Here is a 15820-nt window from a genome sequence, read left to right on the forward strand (position 1 = left end):
TCCTGCACTTCAAAAATGAAAAAGATAATTATTGAGCATCACCCGCCGGCGCGTCGTCGGCATCGTCTGCTGGCGCTCCGTAAGGTGCGCCAATCTCGACCCGATCAGCCTTTACCCAACCGGTATAGTCGTCGCCGCTCTTGGCGATGAAGTTCACTTCCAGCCATGATTCGTCTTCAAGGCTGGAGTAAACGGTGAGAGAGTCGCCGGGGATTACGAAAATCTTCTTATTGGCACAGGCTTCATCTGGCGCTTCGTGGAAATGCAGGCGCCCAGTGCCAATGACCTTGCCTTGCACTGACGGATGAAACTCAGGCACCGTTCCGGAGATCTTTTCCGCCAGGGCCGAACAGTTGACAGCGGCCTGGCTCAGGCTGCTGAAAAGGCACAGGCACAATAAGCTTGAACGCAGATACATCGTGGCGAATCCGTTTGGGGTGGAGGCGTAGGATAGTTAAGTCAGAAACTATTGGGAAAGAGACATGAAAAAAGGGGACTGGAAAAAGTGCAGAAAGAGGTGCTCATCTGCAAATACCCTGCTATCCAAACCATCCACTCAGCAACACCGCGCCCAACGCGACTAACGCGGTATTGAGACAGACCAGCGTGAAGCCAAACCTTACCAGTTCGCCTTCCTCCTTGGCCTGGGTCTTGGCAAGTCCCAGGATCAGCATGACAACCGACAGCGAGCCCAGCGCTGCATGCCCTGCCGAGCTGTTCTGGACGGCAGCCAACAACAGGCGAGAGGATTCGGGCAACATCGCGATGGCCGGCATGAAGATCGCGTTGCCGCCAACATTCGACCCCGTCATGTAGCCTGACAGCGCGCCAAACAGGGCAACCAGCGACGTCGCGGCGGCGGGCGACAGGCCCGCCAGCATTTGCATCAAGCCCGCGAGGAAGCCGGCCTTCACCATCATCTGCGACATCGCGAGGAAGAAGAAAATGGTCAACAGTGGTCGCTTCGCCCGCGCCACCAGCGCAGCAGGCATACTGACGTCGAGTGCTGTCTGGCGTTGTGTGTGGCGCGTGTGAAACCCTAGCCCGATCAGCACCAGAACCAGTGCCAGGCCTGGTGAGGAGAGTGGCTTCCAGGTGACCTGAGCGCCCTGTACAACCCAGTGATCCTGCCAGGAGGTGATCGCCCACACCATCTTCAATGCGACAATGCAGACAATCAGCACCAGATACGGCCATGCCTGACGCGGCCATTGCACTGCACCGCGCTCGCTATCGTTGCGGCGCAAGCGCCACAGCCCAGCAGAGAGTACCGCTGCGGCCGTCACCAGGCCCGCGGCCACGCCGGCCACTTCCGGCCCCAGCCACCGACTGGCACTGTAAAGCACGCCAACAAACAGCAGCCAGAAAGCCCCCAACGCCCTCCATTCCCGCGAGTCACGAACGCCTGCAAGAGATAGCGCGATTGCACTGAGGACCAAAAAAACCGGTGCGCTGGTCAGTGCCGAGGTCGATGCCAGCGCGGTTGCGTCCAAGTGAACCAACGAAGCACCAATGACCGATGCCAGGCCCAGTGTTCCCCAGGGCATGATTGCCATGCCGGTCAGTGCTATTCGTAGCGCGATCCGACGCTCGAAGAGACTGAGCAGCAGGGGCACCGTGGCGATCAACGACACGCCGAAGCCGGTCATCGCTTCGAGCAGCGGTGCCAGTCCAAGAACGATAAACACTACTTGATCGCCGCGCCCAAGCCCCAGTGACTGCACCCATCGGCTAAGCGCCAGGTTGACGCCCATGCGCTCGATAAAAATCACGAAGACCAGACCTGGAACGATCACGAAAGCCGTACTTGCAAACAGCACGGCCGTATCTTGAGCGGCGGCCACCATACTGCCTAGGCGCCACGCGTCTGCAGCGCCGGCGAGCCAGAGCACCAGGACCAATGCAGTGCCTGCAATGGCGGCGTGCATGGGGGGCCGGCGCAGCACGACAAGCATGGCTGTAACCAACAGGACAGGGGAAAGATGGAACAGTGCGAGCATGCCAATAATATCCTGTGTGTGTTGCGACTAAGGCTGCGTACGCAGACTGCTGGCAAGATAATATTTCTCTTGGCTAGATAAAGGGGCGCGGTTTTCTGTTAGTTTTCGAGAAAATTTCTCACGGGTTTGCCATGGCCAAAAACGACGCAGCACTTGAATCGTTGGACAAATTCGACCGTGCCATCCTGGACCTCGTCCAGCGCGACAACACGATGCCGCTGCGCCTCATGGCCGAGCAGGTCAATCTTTCCACGGCCGCCGTTCAGCGCCGTATCAAGCGGATGGAAGCGGGGGGCGTCATCACGGGCAACGTAGCCATCGTGGATCCCACCGCCGTAGGACGGCCGATCACGATCATTGTGGAAGTGATGGCAGAGCGCACCAGCATCGAGGCACTGGAGGCGATGAAGGCACACTTCGCGGTGCCCGAAGTTCAGCAGTGCTACTACGTCACCGGCGAAGTGGATTTCGTCCTGGTATTAACCGTTGCCAGCATGAACGAATACCAGACGTTGGCGCGGCGATTGTTTGCCGAAAATTCCAACGTGACCTGGTTCAAGACAATCGTGGCGCTGGACCGTGTGAAAGTCGGGCTTAATGTGCCGAGCATGCCTGTGGGGATCGTCATCTAGCCTTCTTATCAAGCTCTCCAGGTGATTGCGCCAGAAACGCCGCGATCAGCGATACAACCTGCTGCTGAATCACCCCACGAGCACGGCCGCCATCCCCATCCTGACAAATAATGCCATCTCCCGGCACGTGCTCTTCGAGGATCTTCTGCGCACCAGGTTTGCACATCGACATGAAGCTGAAATGGCTTGCGTCTTTGATCTCGACATAGCGGCTTGTCGCCGAGGGCAGGCGCTTGGCCAGGTTGGCAGATTCCAACTCGGCGGGAAGCTCTCGCGACGGTACACCGGCCGCGATCACCAGGGCGGGGACAGGCAGCGTGACCAAGCTTTTATCGGTCAGGCCCCGTGAAAGGCCCAGGTCCAATGTCACCACCGCAGTGATGCGTTTATCACGCCAATCGGCGGCCAGTTCGGCCTTTGATTCAGCGGTGCTGGCGGGATTCATCTGTTCGTAAACGGTGCAACTGGATAACTGCGAATGGGCTTTGCAGTCTTGGGCGAAGCGCTCTGGGTCGAAGCGAGCGCCGGCGATTTCCAGGGCGGTCCAGCCGCCGAGTGAATGGCCCACGGCTGCAATTCGTCCATTGGCGACCCGGCCAAATTTTTCAGGTTGAGTCGTGACCGCATCAATGACCCGACGCAGATCGACGGGCCGCTGCCATAACTGCGCCGCTGCTTGCGGGCTGCGGTCATGGGTGGTGCTGCCGGGGTGGTTGATGGCGGCGACGATGTAACCCTTCTGGGCCAAGGCACTGGCCAGCCAGATCTGGTTGCTCCAGTTACCCCGGTATCCGTGGGAGAGCACCACCAATGGGTGTTCGCCGGCAGTGGGCGGCGCGTTACGCACGGCAGAGGCGCCGACAAACACCGCGTTATCGGCGATCAGTTGCGCGGTTTCGGTGGTTGCGCTGGGGTACCAAACGACCATCTCCAGTGCGCGGCCATTGTGCGGATCCAGGGTGGAAGATTGGAAACCGATGGGGTTTTCGTCAGCAAATGCGATGGTCGTCAGGCAAGCCAACAACAGGGCGCCGAAAGCTGTTTTCAATGTCGTTTCTTCCTTGATTAGACGAATGATGGGGTCGATAAGCACGGGCATTAAAGCTCAGATTCGAACCGCTGCGCATAACTTTTATCGACTAAAAACCTAGCCCCCGAAAGCAAACTCCGAGGGGGCGAAGCGGTCGCTGGTGTCCATACGAATATTGCGCAGCGCCACGGTTTCCAGGTGTGACGCGTAGAGCGACTCAGAGAAATAGCTGATCAGAATGGAACGACGGCGTGCGCCGATCACGTTCAGGCTGCCCGCGTGTACCAGGTCGACATCGAACACCAGGATGTCACCGGCAGAGCCTGAAAGCTGTACGGCGCGTGACTCGTCATTGAAGTCGAAGGGTGGGGCGCCCGGCTCAGGTCGATGGCTGCCGGGGACGATCCGTGTCGCGCCGTTCTCGGGGCCGTAATCGTCGAAAAAAGCCAGGGCGATGGCGATGTCGCCTGGCCGCTGGGCTGACAAGTCGCGGTGCAGTTGTTGGTGGCCGTTACCCGCCAGGGGCTCGCGTCCTTCCACTTGGGAGAGAAAGAATCGCTCGCCGATCAACTCACCTGCCACCGCCAGTAGCTGGGGTAGACGACATACGGCCTGAATCTTCGAATCATCGTCCAACATCGAATAGCGCCAGTCCATGCCGCGGGGCACTGGCCATTGGTCCGACGGCCGCACACCTGCATCGAACACGGCACGAAGGTCGGCCAGCCACTCGCTCGGGATCGCTTGACGGAGCAGGGCGTAGCCGTCTTGGTGGAGTTGTTTGTGGTCAGGCATGGTTTTTTCGACTTCCTTGTGCGGACCTTTGGAAGGCTAGTATGCAAACCAAAGTGGGACCACCAGCCCTTGATGAGTCAGGGGCTCTGTAGGAGCTGTCGAGTGCAACGCCGTTCAAGCGGGAGCAAGCTCTCGTGGAACAAATTGCAACCATGTGATTTTTAAGGCTGAAAATACATATCGATCGTTCCCACGCTCCTGCGTGGGAATGTCGCCAGGGACGCTCCGCGTTCCGCTTCTGGAAAGTGACGCAGAGCGTCACGGGATGCATTCCCACGCAGAGCGTGGGAACGATCAAAAATAGATACCTCGTGGACGTCGCTCTAGTTCCCTGCGCGACAGCGCAGCGTCGAAGACGTGGCGGGGACTCCTCGCCACAGGTTGTCGGCTTGCAGGCTTATTTGGCTGGCAGGCTTATAGAGTGGAACCTGCCGGTGCAGCATCCAATCGTCGCGCAATCACATCCATCACATCACACCCATCACGCAGTGGGATGCAGCAAAGCTGCGCCAGATCTTGCAAGGTCGCGGGGTCGATGGTCTGTTCATCGCGCATCGCCAAATTCTCCAGGAATTGGGTGGCGGCACGGATTTGGTAGGCTGCTGAGTCGAGCAGGATGTGCAGCGGGGCGGTGGTATCGACGTAGAGGGGGGGGCGACGGCGTTGCTGGTAAGGCCCATGTATTGATTCATAAGTAAGCACCACTGGATAGTTTTTGCCCACTGCGGGTCGCCAAACCCGGTCGCCATCTGGGCGACGGCAAAACTATAGACAGACGCCCCCACAAAAACGACGCAATAGATGGATAGGCAGGCCAATTCCCAACGATATGTAGGACCTTTCTGTAGCCCCACCCCCCATGTTCGCCTTTCATCCCCCATTTGCCCCCCGACGCGTCCCACAATCCAATCGCGCATTCCCATTCAGCGCGGGATAATACGGCCCTGCTTGGGGTCACAAGCTTTTCCCCTCGTTGGTATTGGCGGCTCAGAAGGATCGAACGCAATGACAGATTGGCTCCAGAGCTATGGAGAAATGGCTGAGCGGGTTCGCCGCCATTCTTGGGAGGACACGCCGCTCGGGCCGCCTGCCCAGTGGCCCGATGTATTGAAGACCACCGTGGCGCTGAGCCTCGCCTCGCATTTTCCCCAGGCCATCGTATGGGGGCCGGACCTGATTACGTTGTACAACGATGCGTTCCTGCCGATCCTCGGCAGCAAGCCCGAGGCGTTGGGGCGGCCGTTCAATGAGGTTTGGCAGGAGGTCTGGAGCGATATCGGGCCGATCGTGCAGGGCGCCTTCGATGGGCAAGCGACCTTTATAGAGAACTTCCCCCTGGTCATCGAGCGCGGCGGCGGTCCTGAGCAGGCTTATTTCACCTTCTGCTACAGCCCCATCCGTGACCAGTTCGGCAAGGTCGTGGGCATGCTGGATACGGTCACCGAGACCACGTCCACGGTGTTCATGACCCAGCGCCTGGCCGTGCTGGATGCCATCGGCAATGCCGTGGCAAACGCCACCGACCCGCAGAGCATCATGGCAGCCACCACACGGATCCTGGCGGCGCACCTGAACCTGTCCAACTGTGCCTACGCGGACATGGATGAGGACGAGGACGGCTTCACCATTCGTGGTGATTGGGCCAGGGTGGGGTCGCCGCATATCCTTGGGCATTATCGACTGGCTGATTTTGGCCGACTGGCGGTCACTAACCTGCGAACTGGCAAGCCGCTGGTGATCAACGATAACCTCAAGGAGCTGGCGCCGGAGGAAGCGGCGACGTTCCAGGCCATTGGCATCGCGGCCACCATCTGCGTGCCGTTGATCAAGGGCGGGCGATTGACCGCGCTGATGGCGATCCACGATAAAACGCCGCGAGTCTGGTCATCCAACGACCTGGCGCTGTTGATGGAAGTCACAGAGCGATCCTGGGCCCACATCGAGCGTGCCCGTGCCGACGCTGCCGTGCGCGAAGGCCTGGCGGCCCTGGCCGAATTGAACGCGACGCTGGAAGAGCGGGTCGAGGAGCGCACCACGCGCTTGAAACAGACCGAAGCGGCGCTGCGCCAATCGCAAAAGCTCGAAGCCATCGGCCAGCTCACCGGCGGCGTGGCCCATGACTTCAACAACCTGCTGACCATCATTCGTTCTTCGGTCGACTTCCTGCGCATGCCCAGCCTGTCCGAGGAGCGTCGGCAGCGCTACATGACGGCGGTGTCCGAAACCGTGGAGCGCGCCTCCAAGTTGACCAGCCAGTTGCTCGCGTTTGCCCGACGCCAGCCGTTGAAGCCGCAAGTCATCGACGTGGGCAAGCAAGTGCAGAGCCTGGGGGACATGCTGCAAACCGTCACCGGGGCGCGGATCCAGGTCCATGTCGAGTTGTGCGATCGGCCCTGTTACATCCGGGCGGATCTGAGCCAGTTCGAGACCGCGCTGATCAACATGGCCCTCAATGCCCGGGATGCCATGAATGGCCAGGGTACGCTGTGGCTTCGGCTCAGTTGCGGCGGTGGCATGCCGCCGATCCGTGGTCATGCCGGGGCCGGGCAATCCTTTGCTGCCATTGCCTTGGCGGACACCGGTACCGGTATTGACTCGCCAGTGCTCGAGCACATCTTCGAACCCTTCTTCACCACCAAGGAAGTGGGCAAGGGCACGGGGCTGGGCTTGTCCCAGGTGTTTGGCTTTGCCAAGCAGTCCGGTGGCAACGTCGATGTTTCGACCGTGGTGGGCGAGGGCACGGTGTTCACCTTGTACCTTCCAGAAGTGGCGCCCGAGAAAAACCACGAGCCGGTCAAGGAAGAACTCACCCACCTGCTGCCGGAAAAGGGCAAGTGTCGGGTGTTGATCGTGGAAGACAACCTGGAGGTGGGGCGTTTTGCCAACCAGATCCTTCAGGACCTAGGCTACGAAACTGCCTGGGCGACCAACGCCGAAGAAGCGCTGGAAATGGTCGGTCCGGATGCGATGGCATTCGACGCGGTATTTTCTGATGTGGTGATGCCGGGGATCAGCGGCATTGCCCTGGCCAGGGAACTGCGCCAGCGGCGCCCGGATTTGCCTGTGGTGCTGACCTCTGGTTACAGCGAAGAGTTGGCCCACAGCGGCCATGAGGGCTTTGAATTCTTGTCCAAGCCCTATTCTGCGGATCAGGTTTCCCGGGTTCTAAACCGGACTATATTGGGGGCTGAATGAGTGTTTCCTTTTTGAAACAGTGAGTTCCATTCGTCGGCCAAGGGCTTTGTTGAATCAACAGTCTGTTGATGACCGACTAGTCTCATTGTCGTGAAGGTCGATATTGTCAGGCAACCGGTTGTTGCCGGTATGGGCCTCGATGAAGGGGAAAGGCAATGGGAGCACCGTATAGCGAGGAGAACACTGCCGCGTATCCGATCAATGAAGGGTTGCAGTGTGGCCAGTCGGCCTATCATGCGGACTTCGGTGACGAGCCGATCAAGTCCATCAGGACGAAGGTGGCCAAAGTGCAGCGAGGGGAGAAGGCCAAGTTCTTGCCCAGGGTCCCGGTCAGAAAGTGACGGCGGATCGTGGTAGGGGAGCTTGCTCCCGCCGGGCTGCATAGCAGCCCTTTTTTTTGATCGTTTTTTTCATTCCCATGCTCCTGCGTGGGAACGTCGCCAGGGACGCTCCGCGTTCCGCTTCTGGGGCCTCTCTACATAAATATTTTTCATCTTTTCTCAACTGGCATTTACTTTCACGTTTCTTTCACAAGCAGGTACGTACTCTCAGCTCATCCGTTAGAAAGCAGTACCTGCCCGTTTCCCCAGCGGGCTTTTTTTTGCCTGTCATAAAATAAACCCCCGTTTTGTTGTCCAACCATCATGGCTGACGCTGTCTGGCGTAAACTCGCGCCCGCGCGCACCGGCCATTTCTCCCCGATGCGGCATTTTTGAGGTTTCTATCATGCGTTTGACTTTGTCCACCTTGGTACTGGGGTTGGTGGTTGCCCAGGGCGCGATGGCTGCCGGCGACGGTACCGCCGCGGTCGGCGGTGGTCTGGGCGGTGTATTGGGCAACGTGGTCGGCCAGCAGATGGGCGGCAGCACCGGCGCCGCGATTGGCGCGGGCGTTGGCGGCGCAGCCGGCAGTGCCGTAGGCGCTCGCAAGGGCAGCCGCACCGAAGCGGCCATTGGCGGTGGCTTGGGGTCGGCCGGTGGTTCGGTTGTCGGTAACCGTCTGGGCGGCTCGACCGGCTCCACCATCGGCGCAGGCATCGGCGGCGCGGCGGGTGGCGCGTTGGGCAGCAATCTGTCCAATGACAACGACCGTCACTCCAGTGGCAAGAAGTACAAGCACAAGAGAAAGCATCGTTAAGCGGATGCTTGGATGAATAGACCCGGCCTTGTGCTGTGATGCTGTTCATCTGGAAAAAACGGCGCTTCTTTCAGAAATGGGAAGCGCCGTTTTTTTGCTTCTTTTGATGCCCAAAGCAAGCGCAACAGACAGCTCCAGCCGCTATGCAACCGCACCACCGCCATCGCGAGCAAGCTCGCTCCCACATTGGGCCGCAGTGAACATAGAACTCATGAACACCCGAGATCACCTGTGGGAGCAAAGCTTGCTCGCGATGAGGCCAGCAAACCCAACATCCATGTGACTGAGCCACCGCCATCGCGAGCAAGCTTTGCTCCCACAGATGTGATGGGTGTATGACCGGGAGAACCAGGTCGGCTATCAGGCCGCCACACGGTGGCCCACGGAGCAATGCTTGTGTTCAGGCACACCGAGCCTAAGCGAGGTGCCGAGTGGTGGGCATAAAAGCGTTTTGCTTACTTTTGACTGGGCCGGCTTCCGGGCTTTTCAAACGTGAGCCGCCGTCAGGGCGGAACCATAAGTCGCCGTTACCAAAAAAACGGATATACACTCCAACCTGACCCCCCCAAAAAAACGGCAAATCAAAATCTCCGGAACGATTGCCATCCCCCCGCTTCGAACTCATACATCCATCAACAATTGCGAGGTGTACCATGACGCCGCAAACGCAAGGCCAGGAAGAACAAGACTCCTCGGGCGCACCTGTGGTCAATGACCCGGGCAATGAAGACCCCGGTTCCCTGATGGATGACGCCCAGGTTCCCTTGATCGAGGAAGATGAAACCCCGGAATACCCGCTGCCTTCGCCCACCAACTCCCTGAGCCGCGACCAGCGTCCACCCGATGACGATGCGGGCGTCGAGCAGGTACCCAGCGACGATGAGGATGTCGAAGCGACCCCGGATGACCCGGACATCGCCGGTGACGATGCCTCCGGCAAGCCGAGCTGATCGCAGGTCCGTCTGTCGATTCAGCGGCACCATCGTCCCGCCACGCGTGCCACACATCAGGTAAGGATCTTGAAAAGGAGACTCACCATGATGAAGTCCAACATGACAGCGCTGACACTCGCCGGGATTCTTTCGCTCAGTTCACTGGCTGCCTTGGCAGAATCTTCGGGCGGCACGCCCCCCGTGGACAAGGGCGGGATGCCCCCCTCCTCAGAAATGGAGGCCGGCTCCAACTCCGGTGCCAACGGTAACGCCTTGCCCCCGGGCTCCGTGAGCGGCGGCAACGGCGGCGATGCCAACGGCAGTAGCACCAGTCCCGGCACCGGGAGCGGTTCGATGAGTGGAGGCAGCACGATGGGCGGTGCCGACGCCGGCGGTGGGACCAACGGAGGAACCGGTACCAGCGACAGTGGTGCCAGTGGTTCGGGCTCTGGCAGCTCGGGCCAATAGCCGTCCCACCATCATCCGGCATCGATCTGCTTTTGTGACGAGGGCGCTTGCTCCCGCTCGGTTGCACCGTAGGAGCTGTCGAGTGCAACGAGGCTGCGATCTTTCCCCTGTCAATTGAGTCCTGAGCGAGAGATCAAAAGATCGCAGCCTCCGGCAGCTCCTACAGAGCGCAACCCAGCGGGAACAAGCTCCCTCGTCACGGACCCCGTCCATAGATTTCCCATTGCCGGTTCCAAGCCCCCTTCGTTATCCTGCTGAATCCTTTAAGGCGAACACGCTGCCCTGGCCGCACCTGAGCCATCCCTGGAATGTTGTGTTGATAACGGATCAGATGCGATGAATGCACCCCTGAAAGAGTTTGGCCCGATCAAGGCTGTGATTTTCGACATGGATGGGCTGTTGCTGGACACCGAGGGGATCTACACCGAGGTCACGTCCATCATCGCCGAGCGCTACGGGCGCACGTTCGATTGGAGCGTCAAACAGAACATCATCGGGCGCGGGGCCACGGACCTGGCCAATTACGTCGTTCAGGCGCTGGAATTGCCGATCACCCCCGAAGAGTTCCTGGTCATCCGCGAGCCCTTGATGCGCGAGCGTTTTCCTCATGCCCTGGGGATGCCCGGCGCCGAGGAACTGGTGCGGCATTTGAAGGCCCACAACGTTCCGATTGCGGTGGGCACCAGTTCGTCGAGCCCCACGTTCGCACTGAAAACCACCTTGCACCGGGAATGGTTCGCACTGTTCGACTTCATCGTGACGGCGGATGACCCTGAGGTCGGCGCGGCGAAACCGGCGCCGGATATCTTCCTCACTGCTGCCCGGCGCCTGGGTGTCGAGCCGCGCGACTGCCTGGTGTTCGAGGATTCGCCGTTCGGGGTGACTGCCGCGAAAGCCGCCGGCATGACCGCCATTGCCATTCCGGATTCGGCCATGGCGGATGAAAAGTACGCCCACGCCGACGGGATCATTCGCTCCTTGAAAATGTTCCAGCCCAGCCTTTGCGGTCTGCCGGAGTTGGAGTGGGCCTGACCCCATCGCGCTACACAACAAAACGCCGGTCATGGTTAAAGCCATGACCGGCGTTTTTTCATGCCTGTATCAGGCGCCGAAACCACCGTCGATGGTCAGGCTGGCGCCGGTGATGTAACCGGCTTCCGGCCCTGCCAGGTAGGCGACGAAGCTGGCGATTTCATCGACGTTGCCGTAGCGCCCGACAGCCATCAGCGACATCAGGCTGGAGGCGAATTCGCTGTCGGCCGGGTTCATGTCGGTGTCCACCGGGCCGGGCTGCACGTTGTTGACGGTGATGCCGCGTGGGCCGAGGTCACGGGCCAGGCCTTTGGTCAGGCCCACCAGCGCGGCCTTGCTCATGGCATAGGGCCCGCCGCCGGCGAAGGGCATGCGGTCGGCGTTGGTGCTGCCGATGTTGATGATCCGGCCCCCTTCGCCCATGTGCCGCGCAGCGGCCTGAGTGGCGATGAACACGCTGCGCACGTTGATGGCCAGGGTCTGGTCGAAATCTTCGAGTTTGAATTCATCCAGCGGCCCTATCGCCAGCACGCCAGCATTGTTGACCAGGATGTCCAATCGGCCAAAAGCCTCGACGGTGGCCGCGACGGCGTTACGGATGGCCTCGGCGTCGGCGCTGTCTGCCTTGATCGCCAGGGCCTTGCCGCCTGCAGCGGTGATGCTGTTCTGCAGTTCTTCAGATTTTGCGCCAGAGCTGACGTAGGTGAAGGCTACGGCGGCGCCTTCTGCTGCCAGGCGTTTGACGATGGCGGCGCCGATGCCGCGAGAACCGCCCTGGATCAAGGCGACTTTACCGCTCAGTGCTTGGTTACTCATGATGATCTCCAAAAAGTGCCGGGGCGAGATGCCGCGGTGATGGGGCGAGTATCAAGAAGGTGCCGTGGGCTGTGTAGACCGTCATTGCTATAGTCTGTCTAAACCAAAAGTTTAGAGTGAGGCTCATGGAGACCTTCAACAGTATCGAATGCTTCGTGCGCAGTGCCGAAGTCGGCAGCTTTGCCGAGGCGGCGCGACGTCTGAGCGTGACCCCGGCCGCGGTGGGTAAAAGCGTCGCCAAGCTGGAGGCGCGAATGGGCGTACGCCTGTTCCAGCGTAGCACCCGAAGCCTGAGGCTGACCGAAGCCGGCCAGTTGTTCTTGGGGGAAGTCGGTAGCAGCTTCAACACCATCCAGAACGCCGTCGCCAACCTGGCCAGCGCCGGCGGGCAACCGGCGGGGACGCTGAAAGTGAGCATGGGCACGGCGTTCGGTCGATTGTATGTCGTGCCGTTGCTGGGGGAGTTTCTGCGACGTTATCCGGCGATCAACCCCGACTGGCATTTCGATAATCGCCAGGTGGACCTGATCGGCCAGGGCTTCGATGCCGCCATCGGCGGCGGTTTCGAGCTGCCCCAGGGGGTGGTGGCGCGCAAGTTGACGGTGGCTCATCGGGTGCTGGTTGCATCAACGGACTATCTGCAAGCGCATGCCGCCGTGACAGAACCGGAAGATCTGTCACTGCATCAAGGCATCCTGATTCGCTCACCACAGACCGGGCGGGTGCGTTCCTGGCAACTGACCAGCCGCAATCGGGAACACAGCCCGCTGACGCTCAAGACGCGCATGACCATGAGTGATTCGGAAGCCGACTGCGCGGCCGCCGCCCAAGGGTTGGGCATCGGCCTGGTGAGCATGCCGATCGCCGTTCCCTTCCTGGAAAACGGGACGCTGCAGCGGGTGCTGCCGGACTGGTATGTCGACGATGGCAACATCTCCATCTACTACGCCGAACACAAACTGTTGCCGGGCAAGACCCGGGCGTTTGTGGATTTCATCATCGAGCAGTTTGCCGAGCAGGGGTTGGCGCGGCGGTTCAGTGCGGTTTGAGCCGGGCTTGGAATCGAGTTGGCCCCAATCGCGAGCAAACTCGCTCCCACATGGGTTTACGGGTGTTCACAACATGTGCACACGACACAAAAACCTGTGGGAGCGAGCTTGCTCGCGATTCGGGACACTTCGGTCTAAAGCCGTGAACTCACCGCCCAAACCGCCCCGGCCAGCCAATGATGGTCTTGGGCCGAGGCGTCGCGTAAGTGCGTACTTTCGACGTCGACAACCCCAGCCGCACCAGCGCTTCGGCAATGGTCACCGCCGCCGTCACCCCATCGACCACCGGCACGCCGGTGCGCTGGCGGATCTGCTCGTCGAGCCCGGCCATGCCGCCGCAGCCCAGGCAGATCACTTCGGCCTTGTCCTGGCTCACTGCCAGTTCAGCCTGTTGGACGATGGCTTCAATCGCCCGTTGCGGATCCTGCTCCAGTTCAAGCACCGCCAAACCACTGGCCCGTACCGAGGCGCAGCGGTCGAACAGGCCGGACAGCTTGAGCCGGTCTTCGATCAGCGGCACGGTGCGGTCCAGGGTGGTGACCACCGAGTAAGCGTGGCCGAGGAACATGGCGGTGCTGGCGCCGGCATCGGTGATGTCCACCACCGGCACGTTGAGCAGTTCCTGCAAGCCTTCACGACCGTGTTCGCCATAACCGGCCTGGATCACCGCGTCGAACGGCTGGTCGTAGGACATCACCCGGTCCATCACCGCGATGGCCGCCAGGTAACTTTCAAAATTGCCCTCGATGGAGTCGGCACCGAAATGCGGCGTGAGCCCGACGATCTCGGTGCCCGGGGCGGCGACGGCCTGGGCCTGGCGGGCGATGGCCTGGGTGATGGATTCGGTGGTGTTGACGTTGACCACGAGAATTCGCATGAGCTGTCCTCCTTAACGCATAAAAGTAAGCGGTCCGAACCTGGCGGGCCGCTTGAGCAATCAATGATTGACGTTATCCACAGCGATGGATTCGCCGCTGACGTCCTCGTAATACGGCTGGCGCTTGGCGATGATCAGGTACAGCAGCCCTGCAATCGAAGCGCCAATCAGCCAGGAGAATGGTGAAACGCTGTCAAAACCAGGCACCAGCGCCAGGATAATCGCGATCAGCGCCGCCGGAATGAACGCTGCCACCGCCCGCAGGTTGACCCCATTGCTGTAGAAATACGCCCCGTTTGGGTCCTCGCTATACAGTTGCGGCACGTTGATGCGGCCTTTTCGCAGCAGCCAGTAGTCGACCATGATCACGCCGTACAGCGGCCCGAGCAGGGCGCCGAGGCCGGACAGGAAATACACGATCACCAGCGGGCTGTTGTAGAGGTTCCACGGCAGGATCAGCACGGCAATGGCGGCGCTGATCAACCCGGCGCGGCGGAAGGTCAGGTATTTGGGCGCCAGGTTGCTGAGCACAAAGGCCGGGGCGACGAAGTTGGCCATGATGTTCACCGCCACGGTGACGATCAGGAAGGCCAGGCAGCCCAACACGAGGAAGAAGGTGTTGGGGATCGAGGCAATCACCTGGGTCGGGCTTTCAATGATTTGCCCATTGATCTGGAACTGCGCACCGCAGAGCAGGATGGTGATCCCGGCAAACACCAGGATGTTCACCGGCAGGCCCCAGAAATTGCCGACGACGATGGTCCGGCGGCACGGCGAGGAGCGGGCGAAGTCGCAGAAATTGAGAATCAAGGTGCCGTAGATCGACAGCCACAGCGCGCCACCGGCAAAGATATTGCGCCACATCTCGCCTCCGGTCAGCGGTTCGCGGATCGACCAGGCAATGGTGGCGTCGGCCTGGGTATACATCCAACCGGCCAGGGCGGCGACAGTCACCAGGATCACCGGCCCGGCAAAACCTTCGTAGCGGCGCACTGTTTCCATGCCGTAGGCCAGGATCACCAGTTGCACGAACCAGATCGCCACGAAACACACCCAGCCCAGGCTCGACAGGCCGAGGATCGAGTCGTGGTCGTAGTCGGCGAAGCTCGGGTGGATCGCCACCAGCAACACCCGGAACACCACCGACGCCAGGTAGGTCTGGATACCGAACCAGGCAATGGCGATGACCGCCCTGATCAAGGCCGGAATCTGCGCGCCATGGATCCCGAAGCTGATCCGGCTGATCACCGGGAACGGCACCCCGGTTTTCTGGCCCATGTAGCCGGACAGGTTCATGAAACCATACACCAGCGCCGCGCCTATCCCGAGGGACAGCAAGATCTGCCAGCCACCCAGGCCCAGGGCATAGAGGCCGATGGCGAAGGAGTAGTTGGCGATGTTGTGCACGTCGTTGGTCCACAGGGCAAAGATGCTGTAGCGACCCCAGCGTCGACCTTCGGCCTTGGTCGGTGCCAGGTCTTTGTTGTGCAGCCTCGGGCTCAGGGCCAGGGACGCGGCAGTGTTGTCGTCGAGGGCCGTGGTGGTGGAGGGCAGATCCAGCGCGATGTTATTGGAGAGACTTGTACGCATTCCGGCAGGCTCCTGATTCTCGGCGCAGCGATGACTGTGCATGAGCGCGGAGCTCGACAAATCTTCGTCGCGGCGGGCGAGCATCATTGATTACGGGGCATCTGCAGCCTGTACGGGATAGGGCGCTTCAGGCTTGCGGATCTAAAGTGTGTGTATGTTTTATATAAGTTGTATACAAAACATGTGTCGACTAAAGCCAGATCTATGCCACTTACGGATCTATTCGAAGAAGCACTAATTTCGTTTTGTTATGATCGTTGAGTAACT

Annotated in this window: 14 protein-coding genes and 1 pseudogene; 7 read left to right on the forward strand and 8 right to left on the reverse strand. The window is 60.2% G+C overall.

The window, feature by feature from the left end; translation table 11 throughout:
• Positions 1-28 precede the first annotated feature (28 nt).
• Complete coding sequence (locus AB4O09_RS10140; RefSeq protein WP_003204115.1) at positions 29-418, reverse strand: hypothetical protein; 390 nt, start codon at positions 416-418, stop codon at positions 29-31.
• A gap of 121 nt (positions 419-539) precedes the next feature.
• Positions 540-2000: an L-lactate permease gene (locus AB4O09_RS10145; protein ID WP_003204113.1), complete on the reverse strand. Its 1461-nt coding sequence runs from the start codon at positions 1998-2000 to the stop codon at positions 540-542.
• 131 nt (positions 2001-2131) lie between these two features.
• Here AB4O09_RS10145 and AB4O09_RS10150 point away from each other — a divergent pair, with 131 nt between their 5' ends.
• Positions 2132-2632, forward strand: coding sequence for an Lrp/AsnC family transcriptional regulator (locus tag AB4O09_RS10150; RefSeq protein ID WP_003204111.1), 501 nt, complete (start codon positions 2132-2134; stop codon positions 2630-2632).
• Here AB4O09_RS10150 and AB4O09_RS10155 read toward each other — a convergent pair.
• From AB4O09_RS10155 to AB4O09_RS10165, 3 genes and pseudogenes are all read right to left on the reverse strand, one after another.
• Positions 2625-3680 (reverse strand): alpha/beta hydrolase family protein, encoded by a 1056-nt coding sequence (locus tag AB4O09_RS10155; protein ID WP_003204109.1) that lies wholly within the window; start codon positions 3678-3680, stop codon positions 2625-2627. The two genes, AB4O09_RS10150 and AB4O09_RS10155, sit on opposite strands and share 8 nt — an antisense overlap.
• Before the next feature lie 99 nt (positions 3681-3779).
• Positions 3780-4457, reverse strand: coding sequence for a phytanoyl-CoA dioxygenase family protein (locus AB4O09_RS10160; RefSeq protein WP_038858704.1), 678 nt, complete (start codon positions 4455-4457; stop codon positions 3780-3782).
• Positions 4458-4871: 414 nt separating this feature from the next.
• Positions 4872-5149, reverse strand: a pseudogene (locus tag AB4O09_RS10165) (short-chain dehydrogenase).
• A 313-nt stretch (positions 5150-5462) separates the two neighbouring features.
• Here AB4O09_RS10165 and AB4O09_RS10170 point away from each other — a divergent pair.
• From AB4O09_RS10170 to AB4O09_RS10190, 5 genes are all read left to right on the forward strand, one after another.
• Positions 5463-7652, forward strand: coding sequence for a GAF domain-containing hybrid sensor histidine kinase/response regulator (locus tag AB4O09_RS10170; RefSeq protein ID WP_013693961.1), 2190 nt, complete (start codon positions 5463-5465; stop codon positions 7650-7652).
• 726 nt (positions 7653-8378) lie between these two features.
• Positions 8379-8789 (forward strand): glycine zipper domain-containing protein, encoded by a 411-nt coding sequence (locus AB4O09_RS10175; protein WP_003204097.1) that lies wholly within the window; start codon positions 8379-8381, stop codon positions 8787-8789.
• Between the two features lie 743 nt (positions 8790-9532).
• Positions 9533-9739, forward strand: coding sequence for a hypothetical protein (locus AB4O09_RS10180; RefSeq protein ID WP_027911463.1), 207 nt, complete (start codon positions 9533-9535; stop codon positions 9737-9739).
• Positions 9740-9826: 87 nt separating this feature from the next.
• On the forward strand, positions 9827-10189 hold the full coding sequence (locus AB4O09_RS10185) for a hypothetical protein (RefSeq protein WP_003204092.1): 363 nt from the start codon (positions 9827-9829) through the stop codon (positions 10187-10189).
• Between the two features lie 336 nt (positions 10190-10525).
• A complete protein-coding gene (locus tag AB4O09_RS10190) occupies positions 10526-11221 on the forward strand; it encodes an HAD-IA family hydrolase (protein ID WP_003204089.1) in 696 nt (231 codons plus the stop codon).
• A 69-nt stretch (positions 11222-11290) separates the two neighbouring features.
• Here AB4O09_RS10190 and AB4O09_RS10195 read toward each other — a convergent pair whose 3' ends face one another.
• A complete protein-coding gene (locus AB4O09_RS10195) occupies positions 11291-12037 on the reverse strand; it encodes a 3-oxoacyl-ACP reductase family protein (RefSeq protein ID WP_003204087.1) in 747 nt (248 codons plus the stop codon).
• 125 nt (positions 12038-12162) lie between these two features.
• Between AB4O09_RS10195 and AB4O09_RS10200 the strand changes: the two genes are divergently transcribed.
• Positions 12163-13086: a LysR family transcriptional regulator gene (locus AB4O09_RS10200; RefSeq protein WP_043042632.1), complete on the forward strand. Its 924-nt coding sequence runs from the start codon at positions 12163-12165 to the stop codon at positions 13084-13086.
• A gap of 148 nt (positions 13087-13234) precedes the next feature.
• Here the strand turns inward: AB4O09_RS10200 and AB4O09_RS10205 are convergent, their stop codons facing one another.
• Both AB4O09_RS10205 and AB4O09_RS10210 read right to left on the reverse strand, forming a co-directional pair.
• A complete protein-coding gene (locus AB4O09_RS10205) occupies positions 13235-13963 on the reverse strand; it encodes an aspartate/glutamate racemase family protein (protein ID WP_003204081.1) in 729 nt (242 codons plus the stop codon).
• 60 nt (positions 13964-14023) lie between these two features.
• Positions 14024-15553 (reverse strand): NCS1 family nucleobase:cation symporter-1, encoded by a 1530-nt coding sequence (locus AB4O09_RS10210; protein ID WP_003204080.1) that lies wholly within the window; start codon positions 15551-15553, stop codon positions 14024-14026.
• Positions 15554-15820 lie beyond the last annotated feature (267 nt).

The organism is Pseudomonas sp. H1_F01, from assembly GCF_054681425.1.